The 25,779-nt window shown below is 55.7% G+C and carries 25 protein-coding genes and 1 tRNA gene; 9 read left to right on the top strand and 17 right to left on the bottom strand.

Features of this window, described 5'->3' with window-relative positions; genetic code table 11:
* Positions 1-10: 10 nt before the first annotated feature.
* From JJO78_RS04385 to JJO78_RS04375, 3 genes are all read right to left on the bottom strand, one after another.
* A complete protein-coding gene (locus tag JJO78_RS04385) occupies positions 11-1,024 on the bottom strand; it encodes an SIR2 family protein (protein WP_273622921.1) in 1,014 nt (337 codons plus the stop codon).
* A 220-nt stretch (positions 1,025-1,244) separates the two neighbouring features.
* Positions 1,245-1,460 (bottom strand): hypothetical protein, encoded by a 216-nt coding sequence (locus JJO78_RS04380; RefSeq protein ID WP_273622919.1) that lies wholly within the window; start codon positions 1,458-1,460, stop codon positions 1,245-1,247.
* A 15-nt stretch (positions 1,461-1,475) separates the two neighbouring features.
* On the bottom strand, positions 1,476-1,733 hold the full coding sequence (locus tag JJO78_RS04375) for a hypothetical protein (RefSeq protein WP_273622916.1): 258 nt from the start codon (positions 1,731-1,733) through the stop codon (positions 1,476-1,478).
* Between the two features lie 437 nt (positions 1,734-2,170).
* Between JJO78_RS04375 and JJO78_RS04370 the strand changes: the two genes are divergently transcribed.
* The 4 genes from JJO78_RS04370 (at position 2,171) to JJO78_RS04355 (ending at position 4,416) form a co-directional block, all read left to right on the top strand.
* Complete coding sequence (locus tag JJO78_RS04370; RefSeq protein WP_273622914.1) at positions 2,171-2,764, top strand: hypothetical protein; 594 nt, start codon at positions 2,171-2,173, stop codon at positions 2,762-2,764.
* Entirely contained in the window at positions 2,757-2,981 is a 225-nt protein-coding gene (locus tag JJO78_RS04365; RefSeq protein ID WP_273622913.1) for a hypothetical protein, read from the top strand. Before JJO78_RS04370 ends, JJO78_RS04365 begins: the two co-directional genes overlap by 8 nt.
* A gap of 542 nt (positions 2,982-3,523) precedes the next feature.
* Entirely contained in the window at positions 3,524-3,925 is a 402-nt protein-coding gene (locus JJO78_RS04360; RefSeq protein ID WP_273622911.1) for a hypothetical protein, read from the top strand.
* A 335-nt stretch (positions 3,926-4,260) separates the two neighbouring features.
* Positions 4,261-4,416: a hypothetical protein gene (locus tag JJO78_RS04355; protein WP_273622909.1), complete on the top strand. Its 156-nt coding sequence runs from the start codon at positions 4,261-4,263 to the stop codon at positions 4,414-4,416.
* 50 nt (positions 4,417-4,466) lie between these two features.
* Here JJO78_RS04355 and JJO78_RS04350 read toward each other — a convergent pair whose 3' ends face one another.
* The 10 genes from JJO78_RS04350 to JJO78_RS04305 form a co-directional block, all read right to left on the bottom strand.
* Positions 4,467-10,502 (bottom strand): hypothetical protein, encoded by a 6,036-nt coding sequence (locus JJO78_RS04350; RefSeq protein ID WP_273622908.1) that lies wholly within the window; start codon positions 10,500-10,502, stop codon positions 4,467-4,469.
* Positions 10,503-10,524: 22 nt separating this feature from the next.
* Positions 10,525-11,115 carry a hypothetical protein gene (locus tag JJO78_RS04345; RefSeq protein ID WP_273622906.1) on the bottom strand — a complete coding sequence of 197 codons (591 nt, stop codon included), beginning with the start codon at positions 11,113-11,115 and terminating at the stop codon, positions 10,525-10,527.
* Positions 11,106-11,288, bottom strand: coding sequence for a hypothetical protein (locus JJO78_RS04340; RefSeq protein ID WP_273622904.1), 183 nt, complete (start codon positions 11,286-11,288; stop codon positions 11,106-11,108). The genes JJO78_RS04345 and JJO78_RS04340 overlap by 10 nt, the downstream gene beginning before the upstream one ends.
* A 544-nt stretch (positions 11,289-11,832) precedes the next feature.
* Positions 11,833-12,237: a helix-turn-helix domain-containing protein gene (locus JJO78_RS04335; protein WP_273622902.1), complete on the bottom strand. Its 405-nt coding sequence runs from the start codon at positions 12,235-12,237 to the stop codon at positions 11,833-11,835.
* Positions 12,238-12,240: 3 nt separating this feature from the next.
* Positions 12,241-12,591 (bottom strand): hypothetical protein, encoded by a 351-nt coding sequence (locus JJO78_RS04330; RefSeq protein WP_273622901.1) that lies wholly within the window; start codon positions 12,589-12,591, stop codon positions 12,241-12,243.
* A complete protein-coding gene (locus JJO78_RS04325) occupies positions 12,588-12,830 on the bottom strand; it encodes a hypothetical protein (protein WP_273622899.1) in 243 nt (80 codons plus the stop codon). The genes JJO78_RS04330 and JJO78_RS04325 overlap by 4 nt, the downstream gene beginning before the upstream one ends.
* The gene (locus JJO78_RS04320; RefSeq protein WP_273622897.1) at positions 12,827-13,036 is read right to left on the bottom strand and encodes a helix-turn-helix transcriptional regulator; all 210 of its coding nucleotides are present in this window, start codon (positions 13,034-13,036) and stop codon (positions 12,827-12,829) included. The genes JJO78_RS04325 and JJO78_RS04320 overlap by 4 nt, the downstream gene beginning before the upstream one ends.
* Positions 13,037-13,131: 95 nt before the next feature.
* The gene (locus JJO78_RS04315; protein WP_273622896.1) at positions 13,132-13,890 is read right to left on the bottom strand and encodes a hypothetical protein; all 759 of its coding nucleotides are present in this window, start codon (positions 13,888-13,890) and stop codon (positions 13,132-13,134) included.
* A complete protein-coding gene (locus JJO78_RS04310; RefSeq protein WP_273622894.1) occupies positions 13,887-15,143 on the bottom strand; it encodes a tyrosine-type recombinase/integrase in 1,257 nt (418 codons plus the stop codon). The genes JJO78_RS04315 and JJO78_RS04310 overlap by 4 nt, the downstream gene beginning before the upstream one ends.
* Positions 15,144-15,329: 186 nt before the next feature.
* Positions 15,330-15,406, bottom strand: a tRNA-Arg gene (locus JJO78_RS04305).
* Between the two features lie 87 nt (positions 15,407-15,493).
* On the opposite strand from JJO78_RS04305, the gene JJO78_RS04300 reads away from it, so the two are divergent.
* The 3 genes from JJO78_RS04300 to JJO78_RS04290 are packed head-to-tail and all read left to right on the top strand — an operon-like array spanning position 15,494 to position 17,253.
* Positions 15,494-15,862 carry a DUF488 domain-containing protein gene (locus tag JJO78_RS04300; protein WP_273622892.1) on the top strand — a complete coding sequence of 123 codons (369 nt, stop codon included), beginning with the start codon at positions 15,494-15,496 and terminating at the stop codon, positions 15,860-15,862.
* A gap of 25 nt (positions 15,863-15,887) precedes the next feature.
* On the top strand, positions 15,888-16,631 hold the full coding sequence (locus JJO78_RS04295) for a TIGR04283 family arsenosugar biosynthesis glycosyltransferase (RefSeq protein ID WP_228712231.1): 744 nt from the start codon (positions 15,888-15,890) through the stop codon (positions 16,629-16,631).
* A complete protein-coding gene (locus JJO78_RS04290) occupies positions 16,615-17,253 on the top strand; it encodes a TIGR04282 family arsenosugar biosynthesis glycosyltransferase (protein WP_273622886.1) in 639 nt (212 codons plus the stop codon). The genes JJO78_RS04295 and JJO78_RS04290 overlap by 17 nt, the downstream gene beginning before the upstream one ends.
* A gap of 7 nt (positions 17,254-17,260) precedes the next feature.
* On the opposite strand, the gene JJO78_RS04285 is transcribed toward JJO78_RS04290, so the two are convergent.
* Positions 17,261-20,113, bottom strand: coding sequence for an insulinase family protein (locus JJO78_RS04285; RefSeq protein WP_273622883.1), 2,853 nt, complete (start codon positions 20,111-20,113; stop codon positions 17,261-17,263).
* 24 nt (positions 20,114-20,137) lie between these two features.
* Entirely contained in the window at positions 20,138-20,437 is a 300-nt protein-coding gene (locus JJO78_RS04280; RefSeq protein ID WP_007151678.1) for a hypothetical protein, read from the bottom strand.
* A gap of 401 nt (positions 20,438-20,838) precedes the next feature.
* Between JJO78_RS04280 and JJO78_RS04275 the strand changes: the two genes are divergently transcribed.
* Positions 20,839-22,824 carry an SDR family oxidoreductase gene (locus JJO78_RS04275; RefSeq protein ID WP_273622881.1) on the top strand — a complete coding sequence of 662 codons (1,986 nt, stop codon included), beginning with the start codon at positions 20,839-20,841 and terminating at the stop codon, positions 22,822-22,824.
* A 57-nt stretch (positions 22,825-22,881) separates the two neighbouring features.
* Here JJO78_RS04275 and rnt read toward each other — a convergent pair whose 3' ends face one another.
* On the bottom strand, positions 22,882-23,517 hold the full coding sequence (rnt, locus tag JJO78_RS04270) for a ribonuclease T (protein WP_036206941.1): 636 nt from the start codon (positions 23,515-23,517) through the stop codon (positions 22,882-22,884).
* Positions 23,518-23,640: 123 nt separating this feature from the next.
* On the bottom strand, positions 23,641-24,672 hold the full coding sequence (gene pyrC, locus JJO78_RS04265) for a dihydroorotase (protein ID WP_273622878.1): 1,032 nt from the start codon (positions 24,670-24,672) through the stop codon (positions 23,641-23,643).
* 166 nt (positions 24,673-24,838) lie between these two features.
* On the opposite strand from pyrC, the gene JJO78_RS04260 reads away from it, so the two are divergent.
* Complete coding sequence (locus JJO78_RS04260) at positions 24,839-25,762, top strand: flagellar protein MotY (protein ID WP_410174377.1); 924 nt, start codon at positions 24,839-24,841, stop codon at positions 25,760-25,762.
* Positions 25,763-25,779 lie beyond the last annotated feature (17 nt).

The raw sequence follows: 25,779 nt of genomic DNA, 5'->3' as shown, positions 1-25,779 counted from the left end.
CTGTGTCACCTCATATAATAATTGTGTTGAAGCCATCAAGGCTCCAAAGGTTCTCTTGGACCGTGATCGGTTCTTCGGTAAGTGAACTGTAGACGATTGACTCATTATCCGAGGCACCGCGCTCAATGGCGATGTAATTTTTAATATCACCCTGGAGCAGGAATTCTCGGGCGGATTGAGTTAAGTCCCGGGTTATGACCGTAATTGGAATGCGGTCGCTTGTGCACCGGTCTTTTAACTTCGGTTGAATATGTTCGTCGTTAAATCCAAAGCCCACGCAGAGATAGCTCTTTTCTTGCATTATTGCTCTGTCAGCTTCTTGGATTACTGTTCTGAAGGGTTCACCATGGGTCAGCCGATATTTCTCAATGCCCGGTGTCACTATCTTTGGGATGTGCTCGGCTGGTATTGATCTGCTTCGAGTAAGACCAATGGTTGTCTTGTCGGGCCCGTCAAACCAGTCAATAGAGCCATGAACTTTCCAAATGTTGGCCTGTTTGTCAGTTCTGACCCGGCCCTTTGGAGACATGGTTCTCAGAGCGCCGAAGGAGAACCCCGTGAAGTGATGCAGTTTAATTTGCTCACAGGCATATTCTGCCAGACAGTCGTAATTGGTTGTTATTATCGATATCTCGTTAATGTCACTTCTTACGATCTGTCTAAGAAGATCGCTGAGAGCGAAGCGATTTTTGTCTGCCACACCCTCCAAAAATACTTTCTCATCTGCTGGGCATATCAGTTCCCAGGTACTTTCTACTACGCGAGATGTTATGGCGGTACTGAGTCGTGCTCTGTGTAACGCTTCCTCAAGTCCTGTGCCCTGTTCCAGGAGTTCGCAGAACAGAGACCATCCCTCTATCTCTTCGCCACTCAAATCGTCCGTTTTTACGGTAGCGATGAGGTGAGTGCCGAGCTGGCCCATGCCAGGTATCCCATAAGCAGCTGATGCACCGCTACCCAGCACGATGGCGGGGCCTTTTGCGAAATAATCTTGAACTTGTTTCTTGAAATCGAAGTCAGACATGAACGTCCCTGTATTCCGCAACTCTCTTGTGTGCTTTGGGCTGCATTTTCTGTGACTGCGGCTTTGCGGGGGGCAGTTCCGCAGCTATAGCTTCAGACAGAGTGAGAGTCAGCATATACCAGGGAGGGTGGTTTTTGAAATCTAAGAGGGACTTAGGTGAGAGGTGGCAAACGTAAATGCCCATCCTCGCCTTTTAGTCTTAGGAGGATGGGCTCTCGTCTCAGTGTAGGATTCTTCCGGAACCGATCTGGACCTGCTGGCTGGAAGAGTAGTCAACGGTCGCGTAGAACTTATTGGGCTCCTCAGAGTTCTGGAAAAGATCGAGCGTAATCCAGTCCTCTCCCCGTCGCATCTGGACGGTGAGATTGATCTCTTCGCAATCAAACTCTTTGGTGAGCGTGGCTGCCAGGTTCTGGGTCTTTTTCATGAAATCCATGTTGAATCCCTCCGATCAGAACCAGACGTTCTTTTTGATGGTGCCCAGCTGGTCCGCAGCGCTGGCGGTCGCGGGTGTTAGCTGTGACAGGGAGCTGTCACCGGTAGTGCCATCGCTGTAGTTCTGGAGAGTATCGCCAATTACCAGCCTGGTGCCATCCGTGCAGGACACTTTCAGTTCCGCCGTGCTCAGCTCGAAATTGTCGAGAGTCTCCGCCAGTGTATTCGCCTGTTTCAGCAGGTCGGTAATTTGTTCAATCAAGTGTTTCATCATTTTGGAGTATCCTCTGCTTGCCTGTTGAATTGGTCACGTCATTCGAGACCTATTTCGACGTTACCCCATTTCGTCGTTCTAGCAAGCAAATAGATTTTGGCCGGACCGTGTGCTTGAATATCAGGCAAAACAGAGAGATATCGCCCCCATTGAAAAACGGCGATCGCCAAGTCATAAAATTTATGTGGCTGGGGGTGAAAGGTTTTGGCTAAAAATTGATCGTTTTGGGGTTGAGGGGTAGGTTGGTGGGTTAGCTGTATTTTGAGCTGTAACTATATGATTTTAATGCTGTGGTGGTACCCCCGGCAGGAGCCGAAACCTTGATTTAAGGCTATGTTTTATATGGCGTGGCTGTTGATTGAGGTTTCCGAGTACCCTCAAAAGTACCCGCAAAATCACGCGCTGCATTGCCAAAACCATCAATGGAGACGTGACCTATGAATAAGCATTCAGCCAAACTTGATGACCTCAGAGCACGCGTTCTAGATACTGAGTCGCTGCTTTTCTTCATGCGTGACCGTGAAAACTTGCAGCAGATGTTAAATCACGGCTCTCCGGAAGACCCAATACAGGCCATGCTGGACAGCGCTTATAATTCAATCTCTGACGCGAATGAATTGTGCCAGGCTTTGCTAGAGGCCAGGGACGAGGATTTCCTGGCAGAGTATAAAGAAGCTGCTATTGAAGCAATCAATCATGCCAAGTCGTTCAAATTCGAAGACCTGGATAATGAAGACCTGACGGCAGGGTTTCAGAAAGCGCTGCCTGAGAGCGAAAGGACGGGCGGCACGATGAATGCCCGATTGAAAGATCAAAATGATGAGCTGGAAAAGGTCGGCGCCGCCAGCACTGTCGTATCCGAGCTTATGCAACGAATTTTGGTAGAGCGTACGCTGCAAGGCTGCCCCGATTGGATGGAATCAGATTATGTCCTCGGTGGTCTCGTTCAGGCAAGTGAAGTTCTGGGTGAACGTGTATGCCAACTTGCGAGCGAAAACGGACGCGAAAACGAGGGGGCAGGCCATGAATGAAGAGGAGCTAAATCCACTTGATGCGCTGTGTATGCTGCACAGCCAAACAGACGCCATGCTTCTGATGATGATGGTTTATGTTGCAGCGGAGCGCGATGGCGGGGAGCAAATCAATTCTAATGCCCTCGAAAACTATCTCGGACAGATGAAGGCCAACATGGAGCTTGCTCAGCGGGAGACAATGAAACTAGTTGGGATGAAAATAACTGAAAGGTAACCTGAGAGCGTGAGCCCCGGCCGGTCCGGGGCTTATGATTTACTGCGAGGTTGTCTGACAATCTTGGGTCGCGGTTGTAGGTTTTGATGCGCACAATTCAGGCGTGGCGGGCGCTGGTGGTAACTCATACAACAACCATCCTCTGGCTTTTTCTACATGCAACGAGGCCTGGCGATCCACGACACCCTTCACGGCCTGCGTTTCGTGAGTACCTTTCCAGTCCATTGAAAACCGCGTAAACGCTTATGATCTGCTACGAGATTGGTAGACAAGATTTATTTGCTGCCGGAGGCCTGGACGCCCGCAACTCAAGCAGAGCGACATGCTGTGTTGTTGTGCGCACCTTTGATCCCCCCGCGTAGGGGGTGCGCACTTTGCTGCGCACAGATCAGAATTCAATGGCCTGAAAGTGACCAGGCTTTCTAACATAGCCGGAATTAGATTGGCGGGCTGTGGTGTGTGCTAGTTTCAGAGGGTAGCAATAAGGTTTTGAGCCTGAATTGTTTCCGGCTAGTGGTTTGCGAGGTGTGAGGGGCTTTCTGATGAAAATTGCATTGTACGCAATCACCGCTTTTGTCGGCGCTTTGGTTGCCTTGTGGTTGAGCGGGTCTGTTCTTTATGAGGGACGGCGGATGGTCATCATGGATGGCGTTTACTTCGATGTTGGTTTGGCTGGTGGCACCTTGGTCCCCGCTCTGTATCTTCTCGCACACCTTTACACTGGTTGGCTATTTTTCCGAAATGTCAGCTTTCAGGCACTTTCTTTTCTTCTGGCAGTTTTGGCCAATGTGACCGCTTGCCTGTCGGGGGTCGTCATTGCCTACTTTTTTTACGATGCTTCAATATTGATGAGATGGGCTGCCGGTTTCGCCGTCATAGGGATGCTCGGCATACAGGCTTGGTATATATCGAGAATTTTCCCAGTCTCGGCAACCTCCGACTGATGCTTTTATGCTCATAGAAATGCTCGGCATCCCTGCCTTTTTATGGACTCGCAAAACTCCGTTGTCCCGCGTGGAGCGGGGCTCATCCGTGAGCGAATGGGGCGGGGCGTTGCCAGGTTGCTGCATGGCCCGGGCGGGGAAGTTCGGGTCGATCTACTCAAATGTCACAGGGTTAAGCTCTTGTTTATAGGCCCTGATTCTTTTTAACTGGTGAGGCGCTATACATGCCCGAAAATTTGCCGTTCACCGCGTGGCTGCTCTGGCCTCGCGGTATGGCTCATTCGACAGGGACCCACGCGTAATGCGCCGGAACGAGTTGGTTTGAAGGCGAATTTATGGATAGCCGTGATTCTGGTATCAAATGGGTGGTTGTAGGCTGCGTCATTTTCTCTTTATGGATAGGTGTTTTTAGGGATCAAGTTGGTGTTGGCAGCGCTGTTGTGATTACTCTCTTCATTTTGATAGTTGGCTACTTCGCCAAGATGGAATAAAGCGCCTCCTTGCGCTCTGAGTTCCTTTTTATGGACTCCGAAAACTCCCTCTACTCTCGTTTCTCGCCCGTGAGCAATACGTAAGGATTCATGGTCTCACCGTTGAGTATCAGGCCTGCGCCTTCAACTGAGCGTTCCACTTGCCCGGACGGATAGTGAAACAGAATGCCGGCCATGTCGTTCATTGACTTGGCAAAGGCTGCGTCTGCCTCTCCCTGGCTCACCTGGTTCATGGTTCCGACTGCCTCACTGAAGAACCGGGTGCCGGCCGGTCCAGAGTAGCCGTAGAAACCCTGAATGCCTGACGTGAGCTCCCGAATACCTATGAAGCCACCGAGCATGTAGGACAGCTGCTCTCTGGCCAGGACGTTCGCCATCTCTTCTGGATCCTCCAGGTCGTCACCCCCAAAGCCCCTAATGGCGCCGGACACGTAGTAACCGAGAATCGCGGGCACCGTGTAGAGCAGGAGGAAATCTGTCGCGAATCTTCCGGCGTCTGAAAGGTTCTCAAACTTGTTCAGGCGATACCGTTCGGCCATCAGGTTCCAAGTGGTGACGAAGTAGCTGATGAAGTTGGTGAACAGCTTCAGTGCCGGGTGGCCTCGTTGAATCTGGGCCAGGTCTTTAATCTGGCCGCCGCCCTGGGCATCGATCACCGACTGGTCAGCCATTGAGATGGCGTCTGCCTCGTTCGCTCCCTCGCTCTGGGCCTTCTCGTAAGCGCCAAGCCAGGTCGGGATATCAACAGCCATCTGCATGCGGGTGATGAACCAAAAATAAGAATCTTCGATCCAAGAAAGTTTTCCGCGTCCCCGCATCTGGTTGCGGATGTCGTTTATCTCCCGGCTCTGAGTGAACACCCGGTCTTTCATGTACGGGGATACCTGAAAGATCCAGTTGGCGGTGTTCTCCATCTTTGCCGCATCGCCAAGCCATCGCTTGAGGCCACGGCCAACCCATTTGGGCCCGATTCGCACGATGGAGTTTGTGATGCCGAGTGGCTGCATTGCAGCTGTTCCGATATTCCAGCCCATTGATGCGATAGTGACGCCGTTTCTCAGGTGTTTGAGCGCTTTTTCATGGGCGTGAATGGCCGGCACGTCCCCGGCTGCGATATCGTCAACGGCAGCCTTCATGGTCCGGTACACGTTGTTGCCATAAGAGTTGTAGATCGATTCCTGTACAGACTTCGATTGCAGCAGGCGGTTCACGTCCAATAGCGCTTCATGGTGGGTCAGGTCGTGGATGACCTCATTGAAGTGCTCGAAGATGACGCCGAAATCCAGGCGCACCGGCAGAACTACTCCCTCAACCCGGGACTTGGTGAAGCCTCTCTTTGTCGTGGCCGCCGTGAACGCTCCCTGCATCGTCTTCTCTGCCATCTCCTTCACCCGGTCGGAGTACGCCTTTTCGCTTTGCCGCTCGTCGTAGGTTAGAGGGAAGTAGCCGCCAGCATAGGTGCCATAGGGCGTTTGAATCGGCTGGGCTGGTACTTTCTCGGGGGCGATTCCCTTCACCCGCTTCTCTTTCGCTTCGATGTCTGGCCAGAGACTGTTCACCAGATCCAAAACGCCTTGCACGAACTCCCAATCTCGCTTCTCAAGCCGGTTTATGGCGGCCCGCATCTGCTCCTCGGTCCATCCTTTGCGCTGTTGATACCCGGCAACGAGCTTTTGCCAGTTGTCGGCGGTACCGGCATTCAGAGCCATCATCAGAAGCCCTTGTTTGCTCAGGCTGTAGTCGAGTTCTGGGATGTACTCTTTGCGATAGAAGCGCGACAGCTCGCCCGGGTTGTACTTCTTGAACTGCTTGGCCAGTGCTTCGTTGAAGATTCGCGTTCGCTCGGTTTCCAGGTCGCCGGCTTCGTTCAATGGCCGCATCACCAACTGCCAGAGAGTGCCCCCATCTTTTCCGCCATCCATTTCACGTATCAGGCTGGAAAGGCGCCGGTGTGAAGCAAGGTAATTACCCACCATGTAGCCGGCCTCCTGGAAGGGCAGGCGTGTCTCGACCTCTGCTTTCGCTTTACGGTTGGCGTTCTGGTTGATGCCTTCCACGGCCTGGCGACGGGCCTCTTCCAGTTCCCGCTTCTGTCGGTCTTTGAGCAGACGGCCTTTCAAGTTCGCAACATGGGCAATGTTTCGGATGGAGTCATAAACGCCCTGCAGTTCTTCCATCGTGAGTTCCCGATAGTTGACCCGTTGCGAGCGCTCAAGGACTTCTTCGGGAATATCGAGTGGCAGGTCGTTCGCTTGCTGCTCATCCGCCCATGCTCGAAGAGATTGGCGACGGTCCAGCTGGCGGACCGACACCCTGCGGAATTCGTGCTGGTCAATAATCGCGTCAATCTGTTCGAGGTAACCGCCTCCAGCCTTTGCAATGCGCTCTCGTGTGCTTTTCCGGTTGAAGCCTTTGGCGTACTGGTAGACCTTCTCTGATGCCTCCTGAGCTTGTCTGGCCTCTCGGTAAAGGTAGTGGTTCAATAGTTGGCGCTGCTTCGCTCTGTAGGAGCTTTCGAAGTCCTGCCGAACGGCGGCCTCAAACGCTTCTCGTCCGGCCTTCGCCTCAGCACGACGGTATAGGTCAGGTCTGATGTCCTTGGCACGTGTGCCGGCGATAACGGAGCCGGCGGTCTCTTTCAGCATCCTGGCGGGCGTGAGAGGGCGTCCGGTTCGGTTGCCCAAACTGTGCAACTTCTTCAGTTCAGTAAGTAACAGCTCCGCCTGCTTCTCGTTATGGATGGCTTCAACTGTTTCCTGTGAAGCTTCACCGCTGAGACTGAGATCCGGATAGGCGGCTTTCATTGCGGCGTCTGCTCTGGCCTGCGCCTCGTCAGCAATCGGCTGGGTCTGGATAACGGCTCTCACAAGTTCATCACCTGAGCCAAAGCCCAGTACCTCGGCCAAGATATCCGGGTGCACTCCAGTTTCTTTCCTGGTGTAGATGTAGGTGCCTTTCATCGCCTTCAGCTGCTTCCATACGTCGCTGTCAGCTGGGTAAATCTCCGATAAGGCCTGACGGCTTAGTTTCATGGCGCGTAGAGGCTCGGGAAGGGCGCTACCGTCCGGTAGGACGCCCTTTTGAAGGATAGCGCGGGCGATATAAGGCATTTCCTCGTTCATCGCCTTGAGGGCTTTCTCTCGCTCTCGTTTGGTCTCCTGTTTCCACCAGCGCTGATTAACCTTATCCAAGTCCGCCATTTGCTGGCGGGTCAACGTCTCCTCAGCGTCGTTTCGTGCCCGGGTGACTAAATCCTGGTAGCGGGCTCGCTCCTGTTCAGTCCAGTTCAACGCTTCAATATCGGACAGGCTGGCGGAATAGGCAGCACCCTCGCGGGCCTGAGCTATGGCTTCATCCGTTGCCAGCATACGATCCATTACCTGGCGCACTTCACCCGATAGCTGAACATTGAGACGGCTGATTCTTCGATAGATCGAAAGTAGCCAGGCGCGGAAGCGTGAGAATATGGATTGCAGTTCAGGAGTGGGGGCCTTGCCTTCCATTAGGTAGGCTTCGAAGCCTCGGGCGAATTGCTCGTGTTGGTCGGTCGCTATCGCATCCCGGTCAGACACTTTCAGCCAATCCAGTAGGCTCTCATATTGGGCTTTTACCCGGTCGCTGGCGTTTTCCCGGCTCGACAGGTCACCCAAGACCTCGAGGAAGAAGTGGCCTGACTCATGGAGGAACGTAGACAAGTTGGCGTTTTCCAGAAGTTCAATCTGAAAGCGCTTGTCGTTGCGGTTGATTCGGATACGGCCCCGATTCTTTCCGCTGGTCTCGTCACCCTCTGAGTCCTGGGAGAGCACCGTGTCCGTATCGGTCGAGGCCTGACTGTCCAAACTTCGTAGGGCAGCCTTGATAGAATCGTTGTCCATCTCCGTAACGGAAAGGCCGAGGCGTTCAAGTTCAATTTCAAGTTTTTTCAGGTCCGTGGCGCGTTCAGTACCGGGAGTAGTCGTCCCCGTTTGTTCATCAGCATGTGAGCTTTCAGTGGTGGCGCTCTGCAGTTCCTCGCGGAGCGCATCCAGTAATGGATTCAGTGCGTCCAGATTATCGGCTTTCAGCGTTTCTGGAAGCTCGCGTGTAATGTCGAGATTGTAAGAGCGAAACAGCTCGTAAGGATCCAGGCTTTCGCTTTCGGCCTGAGTCTCGAAAAATGCCCGGTAGAGCGTGGCGTTGCGCTCAGCGGTGCGGCGCTCCATGCCGGTAGCGGTCAGTGCCTGGGTAACTTCCTGAAAAACTCGGTCACCGGAGGCCAGCAGTTCATCCTTCTGCGCACTCAGTACATCGTCCAGCGCCGGCCGCGCTTCCTCGCTCATCCAGGCCTCAGCCTCTGCCGGGCTCATGCCGAGCGGTTGCGTTCTGGCGAGTTCAATAAAGTCTTCTGCCAGCTCCAGGGGCGCAATGATTGAGGCGAAGTCCTCCATGGATACCGCGATATCAGAGCCGGTGGCGAGCCCTTCGGCGTACTGATTGCCGACAGAGTCCATTCGTCCGGCGTATTCATCAGGATCCATGTCACGGGATTGGAACAGCTCTCGGAAGTCTTCAGCGCCGATGAACACCTCTTTCGCTGGTGCCTGCTCGTTCAGCTTGGCTATCAGTTCCTTCAGGGCCTGGGTGTCGCGCTTCTGTAGCTTGGTCTGGTTCACCGCGTCTTTCACTTCGGTGAGATAGGCCCGGTCTCGCTTTGCCGTCCTGTAGTCCAGGGCCTTGCGGGTGAAACTCTCAACTATTCTGCGGCCGCCGAAGACAGCAACTTCAGGCGTAGAAGTGGCAGCACCAGCAATCATTTCAATGGCGACTTCAGCGCCATCCACTTCACCATCCGCCAGCAGCTGGCCAAGGGCCTCACCACCGCCCTCAAAGGCTGACTGAACCGGAACCTGGGCCATGACGTTCAGCAATTCTCGTTGCGGCCCTGTTAGCGCTCTGGAGCCGATGGCAGCTGGCGCCAACAGCTTACCGGCTACTCCGAAGCTCAGCAGATCCATGGCGGCTACGCCTCCTGCCTTCAGAACGGCCTCGCCCCCAATTTCTTCCATCAGGTCAGAATCAGCGAAGGCCGCCAGCAGTACATCGGTGTCGGTAACGTCTACTCCGGCTTTCTGCAGTCGGCTGAGGATTTCCAGGCTGCGCTCTGTCTCGAACCCAATGGCAGCGGCACCAACGCCACCGGTAGCGGCGCCCATGGCGAGCATCGGCAAGGAGAGGGCAGTAGCCCGGGTTGCTTCCTGAAGGATGATTTCAGGATTGTTGAAGATTGCGCTGGTGACACCAGTGAAGCCCTCAGCTTCTGTCAGGCGCGGGTTTCTCGGCAGTCCCTGGCGCTCTGTCTCGGTCTCTACCGTCGCTTGTGCGGCCTCTGTGGCTGATTGCTCGCGGTATCCAAGAAGCTCTTGGCGCTTGTCCTCCGACTGTCTGAGGAAGTAATCGACATTGGAGTGAATGCCGAGCTCCCGGACTCGCTCGTCTCTTTGGGCCCACTCGCGGGCCTTTTCCCGGCCCTGAGTCTGGAGGATTTCCTCAGCTTGCTCGAGCACCGGAATCACCGGAGCATTGGCCGCGGCTTTCTGCGAGGTGAAGGCAGACCGAATGCTGAGAAGGGCATCGCGTACAGGAGTGACTAGATTTCGCTCCAGAGCGGTTTGTTCGTAGTAGTCACGGTTTTGGATGGCGTCATCAAGAGCCTTAATGTTGGCAAGGTCATCTCGGGACAGATCCAGGTTGTACTTTTCTGTGAGCCATTCCTGGCCAGGGTGAGAGAGTGCAGCCACCTGGGCGCCGGTCTCGCGCTGCCTGGCTCGAAACTCCACCTCCTGCTTGTGACCTTTGACGATTTCGGGGTTCAGTCCGGTGGCTCTGGAAAGGCCGATTACCTCAGCAATCTCATCAGGCGGGCTACTCATTGCGCGTTTCAGTGCGCGGTTTAGTAGCACGTTCCTTTGCTGTTCAACCTTCTTGATTGACGCCTCGTAAGGGTTGGGTGGCGCCAGCGGTCGGCGTCTCTCCGGTGTTGCTGACTTATCATTTCCTATCGTTTTCTGGTCGATCTGGTCTGCAATCTCGTTGTATGGATTCACCATTGAAGCCTCCCGGCCAGCTGCTTCAGGAAAAGCGGTTGTAGAATTGCTGCATGTCATCGTCACCAAGCGCGCTGTTGCCCCGGTTGGCGTTCAAGTCGTTCAGCGTCTCGTATGCGGCCTCTATGGGTTTGCCTTGCCTGGCCAGTTCCTCTACAACGTCCTGTAGAACAAAGCTTAGGTGAGGCATTCCAATTGGCGTTGTGCCTTGAACAACCTCATCAAGGCTGTGCACTTCTACTGCCGGCAAGCATTCCCGCTGGTTAACCGTCTCCACGTGTCTCTTGATCTCAACTTCGGGAAAGCCTCGAGCACGCAGCACTTCAGCAACCCTCACGAGGGCAGGAATTCGCTTCTCGTTGTAAATCGGCCCTAGTGGATCCGGCATAGTCGGAAGGTGTTTCTTGGAGGTTACCCAGCCGGGTTCTTGCGGTTCTTCGCCCTGTTCGAACGTTTCCCCTCGTGGCGCTTTCCAGGGGTGGTAGAGGTAAACCTTGGTGTTGGGGAATTCGGAAGGGTGATCTACCCAGCCATCACCGGTGGGTTCTGTGCCTTCCTCGAAGCTTTTCCCAAGTGGGGGAGGGGCAAGCTCTGGGTGGAATTTTGTTACCCGCATTGGTGTTTCTCCTCTGCTTGAAGCTGACGCTGTTTTTCGAGGTGGTCCAGTTCGATGAGTTTGCCGGCTGCGGCGAGGTCACCGTGGTCTGCAGCGCTACGGAGCATTGCGTAATAGGTCTTGAGGGCTTTCTTGGAGGGCTTGGCGTTGGTGGCGCCTTTTGTGCGTGCCATATCGATACCTCAAAGCGAAATGGTTAACGCATCCTTGCGTTTTGCTGTGTCTTTGTCTGACAATCTTTGGCCTGTTAATTTTGTCGGACTGTTCTACAATTATAACATTTTTGCTTTGATATATGTGTGGATAAACAGTGTTTATTCACTGAGGGTATTGGGCTTTCTGCTCATAGGTCGCTGAAGGCTGTCAGAGCCCTGGCAGACAGGCCTTTACCAAGTAGAAGCCTTATTCATTTCCTGAGCGCAGTCGGAAGTTTGCCGGTATCGTCTTCCTGTAAGTGACCTTCAAAACGTTCGAGCACGCAGCCGCATTTTCGACCCGCGCGCGCTTTCCCTTCGGTCATAAAGGCTTAATAGAAACTTCTGTGGGTGGCTTATGTAGGTGTGGTGTAAAAACGACACCTGAGACATTGAAAAATGGGGTCCACAGGTAGCAAAAACGACACCTGTGGCCTTTAAAACAGGCCTGATTTTTCTGCAATGGTGTAAAAACGACACCTGTGAATGTGCCAGAGGTGTCGAAAATACACCGGTAACTTTTTTATGCAGCCTCGTTTTCACCACGGGAAGCGTTCTCCCAATCGTTCGTCGGTGCTCGGTTTCTCCAGCAAGGCATCCACGTAAGGCGCCATGTTCGGGTTTTGGATTCCGTCCTGGAACTGAACAGGCTCTCGTCGATCTTGACGATGAAGCCGGCCTCTTCCAGTTCCTTGAATGCGCGCATGGCTGTTTTTCGGGAACAGGGGATCTTGGCCTCAGCTTCTCGCACTCCGTAGTCTACGGGCCCCTGAGCGTCCCAATGAGACTGCATCAGAACCATGAGTGTTTTGGCCTGGGGTGAGAGGCCCAAGTAGGGCCTCGACTGGATCAAGCGGCGCTGTATAGCGATAACACCGCCAGCCTTGTCGAAGGGCAGCTTTTCGCCCTTATTTCGGCTCCGGCCCATACCTTACCCCGCGTAATCCGCCAGCAAACGGAAGGCTTTCCGGCGCGAATCCCTGTGAAGCACGTAAACACAGAACGCCACCGGTTTACCGTCTCGGTCTTGGCCCTTTCGTTCTTCGGTGTCGATCTGAAGCCCCTTGTCTCGCAATGCGGAAACAAGCTGAGGGACGCCATTACAACCAACGCTGTCGAATAGCTGGCGGACTGAGCGGGGCCCCGTCAGCAGCTCCCTCAGAGCTCTGTATTGGCGCGGCGAGTGCAGGCGATTTGTGATAGTCTGATTGCGTGCTTTGGAAGTGACTGTGGAGCCCCTGTCCGGATTGCGGCCGGCGGGGGCTTTTTGTTGGTCGGTCATGCGCGGCCCCCCTTTTCCCGATCCGATAGAATCGCTCTTCTTTCCAGGAAACCAATTAGCTCTAGAAGCGCTATCGCTTTGCACCCGGCCACACGCTCTTCAGTGAGGTCGCCGGTTGTGATGGCGCACTCAACGTCAATTGCGGTCATGTTGGCGACTTTTGGTACATGGCTGAGCGCCAGATAAGGGTGTTCGTCTTTGAAGAACCAGCCAGGCTGAAAGCGGTTGCTTGGTCTCATGCCGTCGCCTCCGCTCGCTCGTCCATCCATTGTTGAATGTCACGCTCGCGCCAGGCGATGGCACGGCCAATCTTGAGGGGTTTCGGGAATAGGCCCTTGCTCATCCAGAAGTAGATTGTTGAACGGCGAAAGCCGGTCACGTTCTCAACTTCTCGATACCGTAAAAGGCGGTCTACGTTTGATGCGGGGCGGTTTGCTTCGGTCATTGCTGATTAACCTCATCCAGTGTTGTACACGGGAATCAGTAAATCAGCAGGGGATTGCTTCCATAATGGACGGCTAGTGAAGGGCTATCTGTCCATCAGTCAGAGAAAAGCTCGCCCATTATTTTGTCGGATCGGTCGCGTGCTCCGGTGAGATGGAGGTAGGGCTTCCATTCGCTGCCCTGTATATTTGCTAGATCCAATAGTTCGCGGAACCTTTTCAGACCGTTATAGGAAAGCAAAAACCCGGCCCCTGGTACGTGAAAATTTGTTTGAAACCATTGAAGTCGATCTCTTATTTCTTCGGGCTTGGGGCTTGAATTTGTTAGGCCGCGAAATGCGAACTGAATAAATCCACCAAACAGGAGGCTAAAATCCGAGTTTGTGGCGCTCCCGCTATTTAGGCGGTTCACAAAAGGCTTCCATGCATGCCTGTATAGACTCTCGGCTGTTCTGAAAGGCGCGCCTCTGAACAAATTTTTGTCGAATGGCTCTTTTTTCGGATGTAAAGACACCTCTGCCTCAAAATCATTTATCGCTGCATGGAAAGCGGTGTTTTCGGAGGTGAGCGAAAAACCAGGGAGTCCTGCTCCGATCCAATAGAACACGGAGCAGATGAGATAGCCGTCGCGATGTTGACAGGCTTCGCTGTTCTCACGTTTTTCACTTCTGGTCAATGGCGAGCCGGTTCTGAGTGCCCTTGCGAGGCGTTTCCTATCTTCTCTGTTGAGATTAAGCGATCGAAAGCTGTCAGGGCTATTCTCGATCCAGTCGATGAGAGGCTCCATATTTCCACGACGAAACTCTACAAGCATTTTGAATCTTTTAGGCAGAAGGTCCTCGATTCGATTGTTCATTGCTTCACCGCTTTGAACGACACAACTGAGCCGCCCTTTTTCAGATTGTCCAAGTAATCCGCCCATTGCTGCATCATGGCTTTCCGTTCGTCCAGCCTGGCGGACCGGTTGTAGGCGGCGGCAACCTGGTTGCGCTGACGGTGTGCCAGTTGCAGTTCAATGACCTCTGGAGGCCAGCCCATCTCATGAAGGAGCGTTGAAGCCGTGGCTCTGAAGCCATGCCCTACCATCGTGTCACTGTCATAGCCCATGCTTCGCAGGGCGGTGTTGATGGTGTTATCGGAGAGGGGACGGCCCGGCTTGATGGATTCGAAAACGTACGGCCTGTGACCGGTGAGTTTCTCAAGGGGTTTCAGAATCTCGATGGCCTGGCGGGGTAGGGGGATTTTATGGTCTGGCACTTGTCCGGCCCGCTTGGCTTTCATCGTGCCTTTCATTCTTTCGCCGGGAACAATCCACATGCCGGCCTTCAGATCGATCTCGGGCCAAACGGCCTTCCTGAGCTCGCCAGGGCGCAAGAACAGCATCGGGGCAAGCTGGAGGGCAGCGCAGGTTGCCGGTTGTCCTGAATAGGCCTCCATGGCTCTGAGAAGGCCTCCGAGTTCTTCCGGCTTCGTGATGGCAGATCTATTCTTTGCGGGTACCGCTTTCAGAAGTCCCCGCAAATCGGCGGCGGGGTCGCGGGTGGCTCTGCCTTCGGATATGGCGAAACGGTAAATCTGGCTGACTCTCTGGCGCATCCTGTGTGCGGTTTCGTGTTTGCCTTTGGTTTCGATCTTGCGCAGTACCTGCAGAACTAGGGGAGGTTCAATATCTGTGACCGGCATACTGCCAAGGTGTGGGTAGATCCACTTGGTCAGGCGGTTGCGGGTAACGTCTATGGTGCTGTCGTTGAGTTGGCCTTTCTGGAGCTTGAGCCAGTCCTCCGCCACGGCCTTGAAGGTATTGCTGGCTGCTGAAAGGTTCTTGGCACCTTCTGAGCGTCGATGTGTCACGGGGTCTTTCTTCTGCGCTACCAGCTTGCGGGCTGCGTCTCGTCCATCCCGGGCCTCCTTGAGTGAAACCTCTGGATAACTGCCCAGGCTTAGGGTCTTTTCCTTTCCGCCAAACCGGTAGCGGAACCACCATACTTTTGATTCAGGTTTGATGACTAGAGTTAGGCCGCCACCGTCGGCGAGTTTCCGCCTTTTCTGGCCTTCGGATTTTGCAGCCTTCACCATGCTGTCGGTCAGCTTATTGATTTCTCTCGCCATACGCGCCACCTGTGCATCATTGCGGGTACCGTTGGTCGATGAGTGACCAAGTACCCTCAACAGTACCCTCAATTTGTGGGTACGTCTAGTATTGTGCAGTGGTGTATATTGTGTGCTATGGTTGATCTTGAAGTCTTGCAGTGCGGGGCTTTCAGGATATTTTGTGGGGCGGGGTAGGCGCTGATTTGGTACCCCCGGCAGGACTCGAACCTGCTACCTTCCCCTTAGGAGGGGGACGCTCTATCCAGATGAGCTACGGGGGCTGATCGTCAGAAGGCGGGTATGATAGCGGGCTGAGTGATGTGTCTCAAGGGCTTGCGGGAATACTTCCGGAATAGAAGGAGATCGCTATGACAGAAATTCGGTTGAAGCGTGCCTATGATGAATCGGCCCGTTCTGATGGTCCGAGGCTGTTGGTTGACCGGGTTTGGCCGAGAGGCGTTGCCAAGGAAAAGGCCTGTCTGGCCGAGTGGTTGAAGGAATTGGCCCCATCCACTGAATTGCGTAAGTGGTTTGGCCATGACCCGGCCCGATGGGACGGGTTTCGTGAAAAGTACCTGCAGGAACTGGCATCGTCCGATCGTGCGGACCTGCGCACTCTGGCATCCTACGTTGATAAGCACGAACGAATCACGCTGGTATTTGCAGCCAAAGATACAGATCATAATAATGCGGTAGCGTTGAAACAGTTTATTGAGGCGAGCGAGCTACCGGTTTGATCGGGCACAGGGGATACCAGGCGCATTGAAGACAGCAGCACAGCACACTTCCAAGACACCGCCCCAGCCGTTGCGTTTAAGCGTTATTGTGCCTGTTTGGCAGGAAGCCGCCACCATTCGCGACACCCTGGATCATCTGCAGCCGCTCAGAGCGGCGGGCCATGAAGTCATTGTGGTGGACGGTGGCAGTGATGATGGAACAGCCAGGCTGGCGCAGGGTCATTGTGACCGTGTCATCCAGTGTGGCCGTGGAAGGGCGCCGCAAATGAACGCCGGCGCACAAGCAGCCCGTGGCGATGTCCTTCTGTTCCTGCACGCTGATACCCGTTTACCGGATTCTACGCTGGCGGCACTGGAGCAATTTAATGCCAGCCGTAAGGCATGGGGGCGGTTTGATGTGCGTCTCAGCGGCAAGAGAGTGCTGTACCGGGTGATCGCCTGGTTCATGAATCAACGCTCCTGGCTGACGGGTATCGCCACTGGCGACCAGGCTCTGTTCGTGCGTCGGCCGGTGTTCGAGGCCTTGCGTGGCTTTGAAGAGATGCCGTTGATGGAGGATGTGGAACTATCGTCTCGCCTGAGGCTGGTGTCACGACCTTTCCGTATTACCGATCCCGTGGTCACGGATAGCCGGCGCTGGGAACAGCAAGGTGCCTGGCGTACCATCCTGCTGATGTGGCGATTGCGCTGGCGCTATTGGCGCGGCGACTCGCCGGAAACCCTTGTTACCCTCTACCGATCGGATGTTCGTAATGCCCGTCAATCCTGATGCTTCAGTGCTGGTTATGCAGTTTTCCAAGTGGCCGGAGGCGGGCAGGGTGAAAACCCGTCTGATGCCGGCACTGGGCGCCGAGGGGGCAATGGCGGCACACGTCAGGCTCAGTCTGGCTGTGCTCGATAATCTGGTGGCCAGTGGTTATACCGTCCAGTTCCTGTGGGACCGGGCGCTGGAGAATGTGCCCACGGGTGCTGCTCCTGTACTGGAACGGCTTGACGTTCACGGGGTTGCTCAGGCTGTACAGGAGGGCGACATCCTTGGGGAACGCATGTCACAGGCACTGGACGCAGGGTTGTGTGGCTTTGGCAAGGCGATGATTGTGGGCAGTGATTGCCCCTCCGTGGATGCGGACTACGTGCGAACGGCCGTGGCTGCGCTGGACGAGGTGGACGTGGTACTGGGGCCGTCGGAGGACGGCGGCTATGTTCTCATCGGTGCTCGCCGGGTCATCCCAGGCATGCTGGCCGACGTGGCCTGGGGAACGGAAAACGCGTTGTCGCAAACCTGTGACCGCCTTACGCAAGCGGGTCTGTCGTTCAGGTTACTTCCGCAACGATGGGACGTGGATGAACCCGAAGACTGGCACCGGTTCACGGGCCAGTCCTCAGGTTGAGAGCTGATCAGGCGTCGGGAACAGCACTGCGTTGCAGCAACAGCTCAACCACGCTGGCGTTGTTTTTTGCCTCGGCAGCAGTGAACACCTGCAGTGCGTGTTCACGGTCAATGACTTGCTCTTGCAAAGTATTAACCAGGGCTTCCCGGCTCACGCGTTGTATCGCCTTGGCCAGTTTCTCCCTTGATTTGAAGTCGGTCGCGCCGCGGTCGATTTCACGCCAGTAACGCTCCGAAATCTCACCAAGTTGCCGATCCTGTTCCATCAACTGGCTGATGACAGCCTGTTTCTCTCGCGCCAGGTCCTGCTCCGAGAGGTTGGATAACGTGTCCTTGAAAGCCTTGGAAAATTCCCGCACCGCTTGGTCGATCTGGTCGCCACTGGCTTCCGGGGATTGCACCACGAAGCCCAGTGCGGGGGTCTCCAGCATTTCGAACGGGGTAGCGTAAACGATATAGCCAAGCTGGCGATTGGTGCGGAGCTCTTCATAGAACGGGCTGCTGATAATCTGCCCCAGCAGGCGGAACACGGCGCGTTCCTCAAAGCCGGTGTTATCGCCCTGTACATAGAGGGTATAGCCGGTGTCCGGATGGTCTACCTCCAGCGGTAACAGGGTTTCACCTTCCGGTAAGGCCCGAACGCGGCTGCGCTCGACCGTTGTCAGCTCACTGTCGTCCAGCACCATGGCATGGATACGATTGGTGAGGTTAAGGGCGGACGCTTGTGTCATATTGCCGTGTGCCAGCATCACCGGGTCGACCTGGGCCAGGAACGCCTCGGCGAAGGATTTGAGTTCATCCAGCGTGACTTCCCGGGCGGCCTTAAGCTTCTCTTCTGTACTCCAGGCGCCCTCGATCAGCAGGCTCTGAATGCGTTCAGAGGTCTGCTGCACAGGCCGTTCTTTGGCCTTGTTTAGCAGTCCATCGATCATGTTTTGCCGGGCAATGCGGAAGCGTTGCTCGGTGAGTGTGGGGTCCGCTACCTGGGTCAGGATGCGGGCCATCAGGGTGTGGAGTTTGTCACTGTAACCGCCGACGCGGACGGTTATGCCCCGAAGGTGGGGGTAGATGCTGTAGTCGAGTCCCGCCAGCTGGGCGGGATAGGCCCATGCGTTCACGTTGGTGTTGATGGCATCCACCAACAGCGACGACAGCACATTGCTGCGAGCGGATGCCCGTGTCGCCGGGGTTCGCAGGCTTAGGTACACATTGGCCTTGGGCGTCTCGAACCGGGTGTCCCGGGCGTACCAGACCTCCATGCCACTGACGGTCCCCATGGAAACGGGCTGCTCCATGGTGGCGCCGTCGATCATGTCGAGTTCTTCGGGAATAAAAGGGTTTTCGAGCGGCAGGGCCAGCCTGGACACCATGGGGTTGTCGTCCCGTTGCCGAATGTCCCGGATGGCGAGGGGCTTCAGTTTCCAGGCGGCGTCGTACCACTGGGTCAGGTTGGGGTCTTCAAGGTTCGGTTCTGTTTCCAGGACGGACACCAGCACGTTATCCGGAGTAAGCCGGTTCAGAATGTTCCGGTATTTATCGGGTGCATAGCTTTCCATCATCCATGGCGCCTGGAGTACGTCCTCTGGCGCCACATGCCGCATCTGTCGCGACAGATGCATCACTTCTTGTACCGGTTGGCTCTTCTCACGGAAACGGAAATCGATCTGTGCCAGTTGTTTCATTTCTTCGAAACGAGTGCGGGAAATGCCTTCCTCGCGCACCTTGTCGATGTAGGCAAAGGTCAGTTCCAGAATGGTTTCCTGATTTTCAAGGCCCTCCGGGGTCAGCGCCATGTTCAGTTCCAGGGTGGCTTCCTGGCCGGTATCCATGCCGCTACCTGCGGACAGGCTTTCCACCAGGCCAGCCTTCTTAAGAACGTCAAACAGGCTGCCCGGGCCTTCGTGGCCAAGCAGGCTGGCAACGTAGTTGGCCGGCTTGTCGCGGTAGTGGTCTTCCTGAGACGGGATGGGGAAGGTGAGCGTCAGGTTGCGGATATCCTTCAGCGCATCCGCATGCACGCGGGCGGGCAGGGTGCCTGGGCTGAACAGTGGCTCGTCGTGGACCTTCGCGTTCAGGTTGCGGTTTTCGATGCGGTCGAAGCGGCCTCGTACCATGGCCTCGAGCTGATCCAGCGATTGTGGGCCGTAGACGGCAAGCGTCATCAGGTTGGATGAGTAATGGGCTTTCCAGAAGTCGATCAGGTCCGGGCGCAAGGGGCGCTCTTCGGTGTTTTCCAGGGTGGTCAGGTTACCGACGGCAAACTGGTGGAACGCGTGGTCGGGATTGCTGACGGCCTTTTTTACGGAGTAGAAGCGACGGCTGTCGTCTTTCTGTTTCGAGCTGTACTCCGAGTGCACGGCGCGGCGTTCGCGATCCACCAGTTCTGGCGTGAACAGCGGTGCTGAAAATTGCTCGGCGAAGCGATCCAGGGCTTCCTTCAGATGCTCGGCCTGTACGTCGAAGAAGTAGTTGGTGTCCTGGAATGCGGTGAATGCGTTGTGACTGCCACCATGGCTTTTGATGAACTGCTGGTACTCGCCAGGGTCAGGGTATTTTTCCGTGCCCAGGAACAGCATGTGTTCAAGGAAGTGAGAGAGGCCTTCGCGGTTGGCGGGGTCATCGCCACTGCCGACGGCAACGTTCATGGATGCTGCGGCTTTGTCGGAGCCCGGCGCGGAAATCAGAAGCACCCGAAGTTGGTTGTCCAACTGCACATAACGGTACAGGTTGGCGTCATTCGGGCTTTTTGTGGGCGACTGGCTCGCCAGGGCAACCGAACTGAAGGCCAATACCAGCGCCAGGAGAAATCCTTGCTTCAGGCCAAGGAAACCTTGGGCAAATCCATGGATGCCAGGGTGCATACAGTCTCTCTTTGCTTTGAAACGTTAATGAATCAGGGCGTTACGGGTACTTTCCGGTTGTTGATCCAGGGTTTTCTTCGCCAGGCTGGCGGCTGCATCGGCATCGAGTTGGCCAGAGGCGATGCGCTCAAGAACTGTCCCCATCACCGCAACGGACTGGCGATAATCCGCGAATTCGGCCTGGAAGGCGTGGTCAATGGCCTGATACACCGCCTGGATTTTCTGTTCCCGGGTGCCGGCGTCGGCGGCTGTGTCGTTGATGGCCTTCAGGCAGGCACGTGCAATGGCAATGTAGCGTTCAGCGTTGGGATCGTCTTTGTGCATGTTCCGGGTTCCGAAGTGCGGGAAATGTAGAGAGTGTGTAGAGAGTATAGAGACAGAAACTGCCGTTGAAGGTTCCGATTATGTCACCGCAACCGTCAGGTTTCATTTCCTTCCGGTAATGGTAAGGATTTGCGGGCAGCCTGCCCACCTTGTGCTAGTCTCAATTTCAGCGTACCGGTAAACCGAAAAGGTTCCGGCGTGTATTGCATGCATGAACTAGAGTAAACGCTCTAATTAAAACAAGAGCTTACAGAGTAAATACTCTAAAAAAGTTCGATACATGAGTGTTGCAATTAAGTACAATGCCGGCGTGCTTCGGCGGTATAAGACTTTGGTCTAATACTGCCGATGACAACAAAGGAAAAAGACAACAACTGAGCAACAAGCAGGGTGGACTATCAATGAATTACTTTCTGACGGGTGGCACCGGATTTATCGGCCGTTTTCTCGTTGAAAAACTGCTGGCTCGCGGTGGCACAGTGCATGTACTGGTGCGCGAGCAATCACAGGAAAAACTGGACACGTTGAGGGAGCGCTGGGGCGCGGATGAGTCCAGGGTGAAAGCAGTGATCGGCGACCTTACCAGCTCGAACCTGGGCATCGATGCCAAGACGATGAAATCGCTCAAGGGTAACATTGATCATTTCTTCCACCTTGCTGCAGTGTATGACATGGGGGCGGACGAAAAGTCCCAGCAGGCCACGAACATCGAGGGCACCCACAGTGCCGTCAATGCGGCAGCCGCTATGGAAGCCGGTTGCTTCCACCATGTTTCCTCCATCGCGGCGGCTGGCCTGTTCAAGGGCACCTTCCGCGAGGACATGTTCGAGGAGGCGGAAAAGCTCGACCATCCCTACCTGCTGACCAAGCACGAATCTGAAAAGGTGGTTCGCGAGAGTTGCACCGTTCCGTTCCGGATTTACCGCCCTGGTATGGTGGTTGGCCACTCAAAGACCGGTGAGATGGACAAGGTCGACGGGCCCTATTACTTCTTCAAGATGATCCAGAAGATCCGCCACGCACTGCCCCAGTGGGTGCCGACGATCGGCATCGAGGGCGGGCGCCTGAACATCGTGCCGGTGGATTTCGTGGTGAACGCCATGGACCACATCGCGCACCTGAAAGGCGAGGACGGTAACTGCTTCCACCTGGTGGATTCTGATCCGTACAAAGTGGGCGAGATTCTCAATATTTTCTCCGAAGCCGGTCATGCTCCCCGTATGGCGATGCGGATCGACTCGCGCATGTTCGGGTTTGTGCCGCCGTTTATCCGCCAGAGCCTGAAGAATCTGCCGCCCGTTAAGCGTCTGACTACCGCATTGCTGGACGACATGGGCATTCCGCCTTCGGTGTTGTCGTTTATCAATTATCCCACACGGTTTGACGCCCGTGAGACAGAAAGAGTCCTCAAGGACACGGGTATCGTCGTGCCGCGCCTGGAAAGCTATGCAGCGGTTCTGTGGGACTTCTGGGAGCGTAACCTGGACCCTGATCTGTTCAAGGACCGCACCCTGCGTGGCACCGTGGAAGGAAAGGTCTGTGTGATCACCGGTGGTACCTCCGGTATCGGTCTGGCGACAGCCGAAAAGCTGGCGGATGCCGGCGCTATCCTGGTGATTGGCGCGCGCAAGAAAGAGCGCCTGATGGAAGTGGCTGCTGAACTGGAAGCCCGTGGCGGCAACGTCCATGCCTACCAATGTGACTTTGCCGATATGGATGACTGTGACCGGTTCGTGAAAACGGTGCTGGACAATCACGGCCATGTGGACGTATTGGTCAATAACGCAGGCCGTTCCATCCGTCGCTCACTGGCGCTCTCGTTCGACCGTTTCCACGATTTCGAGCGTACCATGCAGCTGAACTACTTCGGCTCCGTTCGCCTGATCATGGGTTTTGCTCCGGCTATGTTGGAGCGCCGTCGCGGCCACGTGGTCAATATTTCGTCCATCGGTGTATTGACCAACGCGCCCCGTTTCTCAGCCTACGTCGCGTCCAAGTCAGCGCTGGATACCTTCAGCCGTTGTGCGGCGGCGGAGTGGTCGGATCGCAACGTGACCTTCACCACCATCAACATGCCGTTGGTGAAAACGCCGATGATCGCGCCCACCAAAATCTACGACTCGGTGCCCACGCTGACACCGGACGAAGCGGCGGAAATGGTGGCAGACGCCATCGTGTACCGTCCCAAGCGCATCGCCACGCGTCTGGGCATTTTTGCCCAGGTCATGCAGGCGCTGGCGCCGAAGATGGGCGAGATCGTGATGAACACGGGTTACCGCATGTTCCCGGACTCTCCGGCCGCTGCCGGCAGCCGTTCCGGCGAGAAGCCGAAGGTGTCCTCCGAGCAGGTGGCCTTTGCGGCGATCATGCGGGGTATTTACTGGTAGTATTGCCCTTGGAGATCAAAAAACCCCGCTTCGCGCGGGGTTTTTTGTGGCTGTCTATCAAGGCGCCTCTTCTGTGTCGTCCGGTATGGGCGGCGGTGGGAAGCCACCGATTTCGCGCCAGCGGTTGACGATGCCACAGAACAGATCTGCGGTTTTCTCTGCGTCATAGGCGGCCGAGTGCGCTTCCTTGTTGCTGAACGGAATGCCCGCCAGCTTGCAGGCTTGCGCCAGTACGGTATGGCCGTAGGCCAGGCCAGCTAGCGTTGCCGTGTCGAAGGTGGAAAACGGATGAAACGGGTTGCGGCGGATGTCTGAACGCAGGGCAGCGGCGAACACAAAGTTGTGGTCGAAGGTTGCGTTGTGGCCAACGAGCACGGCTCGTTTGCAATCGTGGGCTTTGACCGCCTTGCGGATGGGCCCGAAAATTTCGCTCATGCCTTCTCGTTCCGGAACGGCTTCCCGCTCCGGGTTCCACGGGTCGATACCGGTGAAGTCCAGCGCAGACTGCTCCAGGTTGGCGCCCTCGAATGGGTCGATCTGCTGAACGTGGGTTTCAGCCCGCTTCAACCAGCCGTCCTCATCCATTGTCAGTATGACCGCAGCGATCTCCAGCAGGGCGTCCTTCTCAGGATTGAAGCCGCCGGTTTCCACATCCACCACAACCGGCAGGAAACCACGGAAGCGGCGGGACATGGGATGCGGTTCTTTATGTTCTTCAGTCACTTAAACTCCTGGAGTCTCTGGCCAGGGTTGCCGGCCTGGTAAACAAATGATTGATAAGGAACGATTAACAGGGAACGGTTGGTCGGCTGATGTTCAGACAAGCCGCCATCTCAGGCTTTCGCCGGCCTTCAAAGGCACGATGGTACCGTCAGCCAGGGGCAGTTCGTCGGGCATCTCCCAGGATTCTTTCACCAGCGTGATGGTATCGCTGTTTCTGGGTAGGCCATAGAAATCGGCGCCATTAAAGCTGGCAAAGGCTTCCAATTTGTCCAGCACGCCCAGGTCTTCGAAAATCTCCGCATACAGGGGCATGGCGCTGAACGCCGAATAGCAGCCGGCGCAGCCACAGGCGGTTTCTTTCTTGTCTTTCGAGTGCGGCGCAGAATCCGTTCCCAGGAAGAAGCGGCGGTCTCCGCTGACCACTGCATCCCTTAACGCCTGTTGGTGCCGGTTGCGTTTGAGGATGGGCAGACAATACAGGTGAGGGCGAATGCCGCCGACCAGCATGTGGTTGCGGTTGTACATCAGATGTTGCGGCGTGATGGTGGCGCCCAGATTGTCACCGTCATGGTCACGTACGAATTCAGCCGAATCGGCGGTGGTAATGTGCTCCAGAACCACCCGTAAATCCGGAAACGCCTCCATGGTCGGCGCCAGTACGCGCTTGAGGAAAATTTTCTCCCGGTCGAAGATGTCGATCTCTGCATCGGTGACTTCGCCGTGGACCAGCAACAGCATGCCGCAGTCACTCATGGCCTCCAGTACCGGATAGATGTTGCGGATGTCGGTCACACCGGATGCGGAGTTGGTGGTGGCGCCAGCCGGATACAGTTTGGCGGCAACCACGCCCGCAGCCTTGGCATCCCTGATTTGTGCAGGCGTAGTGGTTTCTGTGAGGTACAGCGTCATCAGCGGGTCGAACTCGGTGTCGCCGGCTGCGGCCAGTATCCTGCTACGGTAAGCCATGGCCTGTTCTGCCTCCGTCACCGGTGGCGCCAGGTTTGGCATGATGATGGCGCGGCCAAAGCAACGGGCGGTGGCGGGTACGACGTCTTTGAGAATGTCGCCGTCCCGCACGTGGAGGTGCCAGTCGTCAGGACGGGTGATGATCAGTTGTTCGGTCATTTACGGTTCCGGGATCTGCTGGGGCCCGTCAAACGTGAACCCCTGAAAGAAAAAATCTGGCGAAATTATATCAGAAGCCGACAGCGATTGTTTTGGCGGGCGTCCTAAAGAAAGACTGACTTCGGCCGTTACGAGGGTAGTGAATCTTTTCTGACGGATGGATGGTATGGCACGAATTTCCGCCTTCCTGCGTGGTGCAGTGGTTTCCAGTGCGATCGGTGCACTGACGGCAGGCTCTGTTGCGGTGCAGGCCGCCACCTTTGGCGCGGGTATCGAGAACAGCCAGTGGTACCTGTCGGAGTCCGTATTCGAGTGTACCTTAGTGCATCAGGTTCCGGGCTACGGCCGTGCCGTATTCCGCCACAAGGCGGGTGAGTCGCTGTCCTTCTTTCTGGAGTCGGAAACGCCGCTTATGCGTCCTGGTCAGGCTCAGTTGGTGATGGAAGCGCCGTCCTGGCGCCCGGGAACCGCCCCCCGTCCCCTTGGTCGGGTTAACGTAGACGACAGTCGTCGGCCGCTGATGCTTGAGTCACGTCTGGCCATGGTGCTTGTCCAGAGCCTGCTGGAGGGGATGGACCCAACGGTTACGCGTGAGTCCTGGTACGACGGCAGCCCGGTTCGGGTGAAAGTGTCCAACATTAACTTTGCGGGCCAGTTCTCCGGTTATCGAAGCTGCACCGCTGGCCTGTTGCCGGTCAACTACGATCAGATCAAGCGGTCCCGCATTTCCTTTGCGTCAGGCAGCACCAGCCTGTCTGAAGCTGACCGTCGGTTTCTCGACAACATTGTGATTTACATCCAGGCAGATTCCACGGTGGAAAGGGTGTTCGTGGATGGGCATACCGACAGCAGCGGTAGCCGTATCGACAATCGCGCGTTGTCCGAAGAGCGGGCCAATGCGGTGGCGGATTACCTGATCGGGCAGGGCATTGATGCTGATCTCGTGACCACCAGGGCCCATGCGGACCAGTACCCGGTATCACGCCGCGCGGCAGACAACCGGCGCACCACAATTCGCCTTCAGCGGGAAGGCGAACGGCCGGACCTGCAGCAAGCCAATGGCTACGAGGCTGCAACGCCAAATACCTGACATTGCGTGCGGCAATC

The organism is Marinobacter sp. DS40M6, from assembly GCF_028581595.1.
GTDB lineage: Bacteria > Pseudomonadota > Gammaproteobacteria > Pseudomonadales > Oleiphilaceae > Marinobacter > Marinobacter salarius.
This window is presented reverse-complemented; position numbering and strand designations above follow the sequence as displayed.

Coding starts and splice junctions, on each gene's coding strand:
- JJO78_RS04385 (WP_273622921.1), bottom strand. CDS start 1,024: ATGTCTGACTTCGATTTCAAGAAACAAGTTCAAGATTATTTCGCAAAA.
- JJO78_RS04380 (WP_273622919.1), bottom strand. CDS start 1,460: ATGGATTTCATGAAAAAGACCCAGAACCTGGCAGCCACGCTCACCAAA.
- JJO78_RS04375 (WP_273622916.1), bottom strand. CDS start 1,733: ATGATGAAACACTTGATTGAACAAATTACCGACCTGCTGAAACAGGCG.
- JJO78_RS04370 (WP_273622914.1), top strand. CDS start 2,171: ATGAATAAGCATTCAGCCAAACTTGATGACCTCAGAGCACGCGTTCTA.
- JJO78_RS04365 (WP_273622913.1), top strand. CDS start 2,757: ATGAATGAAGAGGAGCTAAATCCACTTGATGCGCTGTGTATGCTGCAC.
- JJO78_RS04360 (WP_273622911.1), top strand. CDS start 3,524: ATGAAAATTGCATTGTACGCAATCACCGCTTTTGTCGGCGCTTTGGTT.
- JJO78_RS04355 (WP_273622909.1), top strand. CDS start 4,261: ATGGATAGCCGTGATTCTGGTATCAAATGGGTGGTTGTAGGCTGCGTC.
- JJO78_RS04350 (WP_273622908.1), bottom strand. CDS start 10,502: ATGGTGAATCCATACAACGAGATTGCAGACCAGATCGACCAGAAAACG.
- JJO78_RS04345 (WP_273622906.1), bottom strand. CDS start 11,115: ATGCGGGTAACAAAATTCCACCCAGAGCTTGCCCCTCCCCCACTTGGG.
- JJO78_RS04340 (WP_273622904.1), bottom strand. CDS start 11,288: ATGGCACGCACAAAAGGCGCCACCAACGCCAAGCCCTCCAAGAAAGCC.
- JJO78_RS04335 (WP_273622902.1), bottom strand. CDS start 12,237: ATGGGCCGGAGCCGAAATAAGGGCGAAAAGCTGCCCTTCGACAAGGCT.
- JJO78_RS04330 (WP_273622901.1), bottom strand. CDS start 12,591: ATGACCGACCAACAAAAAGCCCCCGCCGGCCGCAATCCGGACAGGGGC.
- JJO78_RS04325 (WP_273622899.1), bottom strand. CDS start 12,830: ATGAGACCAAGCAACCGCTTTCAGCCTGGCTGGTTCTTCAAAGACGAA.
- JJO78_RS04320 (WP_273622897.1), bottom strand. CDS start 13,036: ATGACCGAAGCAAACCGCCCCGCATCAAACGTAGACCGCCTTTTACGG.
- JJO78_RS04315 (WP_273622896.1), bottom strand. CDS start 13,890: ATGAACAATCGAATCGAGGACCTTCTGCCTAAAAGATTCAAAATGCTT.
- JJO78_RS04310 (WP_273622894.1), bottom strand. CDS start 15,143: ATGGCGAGAGAAATCAATAAGCTGACCGACAGCATGGTGAAGGCTGCA.
- JJO78_RS04300 (WP_273622892.1), top strand. CDS start 15,494: ATGACAGAAATTCGGTTGAAGCGTGCCTATGATGAATCGGCCCGTTCT.
- JJO78_RS04290 (WP_273622886.1), top strand. CDS start 16,615: ATGCCCGTCAATCCTGATGCTTCAGTGCTGGTTATGCAGTTTTCCAAG.
- JJO78_RS04285 (WP_273622883.1), bottom strand. CDS start 20,113: ATGCACCCTGGCATCCATGGATTTGCCCAAGGTTTCCTTGGCCTGAAG.
- JJO78_RS04280 (WP_007151678.1), bottom strand. CDS start 20,437: ATGCACAAAGACGATCCCAACGCTGAACGCTACATTGCCATTGCACGT.
- JJO78_RS04275 (WP_273622881.1), top strand. CDS start 20,839: ATGAATTACTTTCTGACGGGTGGCACCGGATTTATCGGCCGTTTTCTC.
- rnt (WP_036206941.1), bottom strand. CDS start 23,517: ATGTCCCGCCGCTTCCGTGGTTTCCTGCCGGTTGTGGTGGATGTGGAA.
- pyrC (WP_273622878.1), bottom strand. CDS start 24,672: ATGACCGAACAACTGATCATCACCCGTCCTGACGACTGGCACCTCCAC.
- JJO78_RS04260 (WP_410174377.1), top strand. CDS start 24,839: ATGGCACGAATTTCCGCCTTCCTGCGTGGTGCAGTGGTTTCCAGTGCG.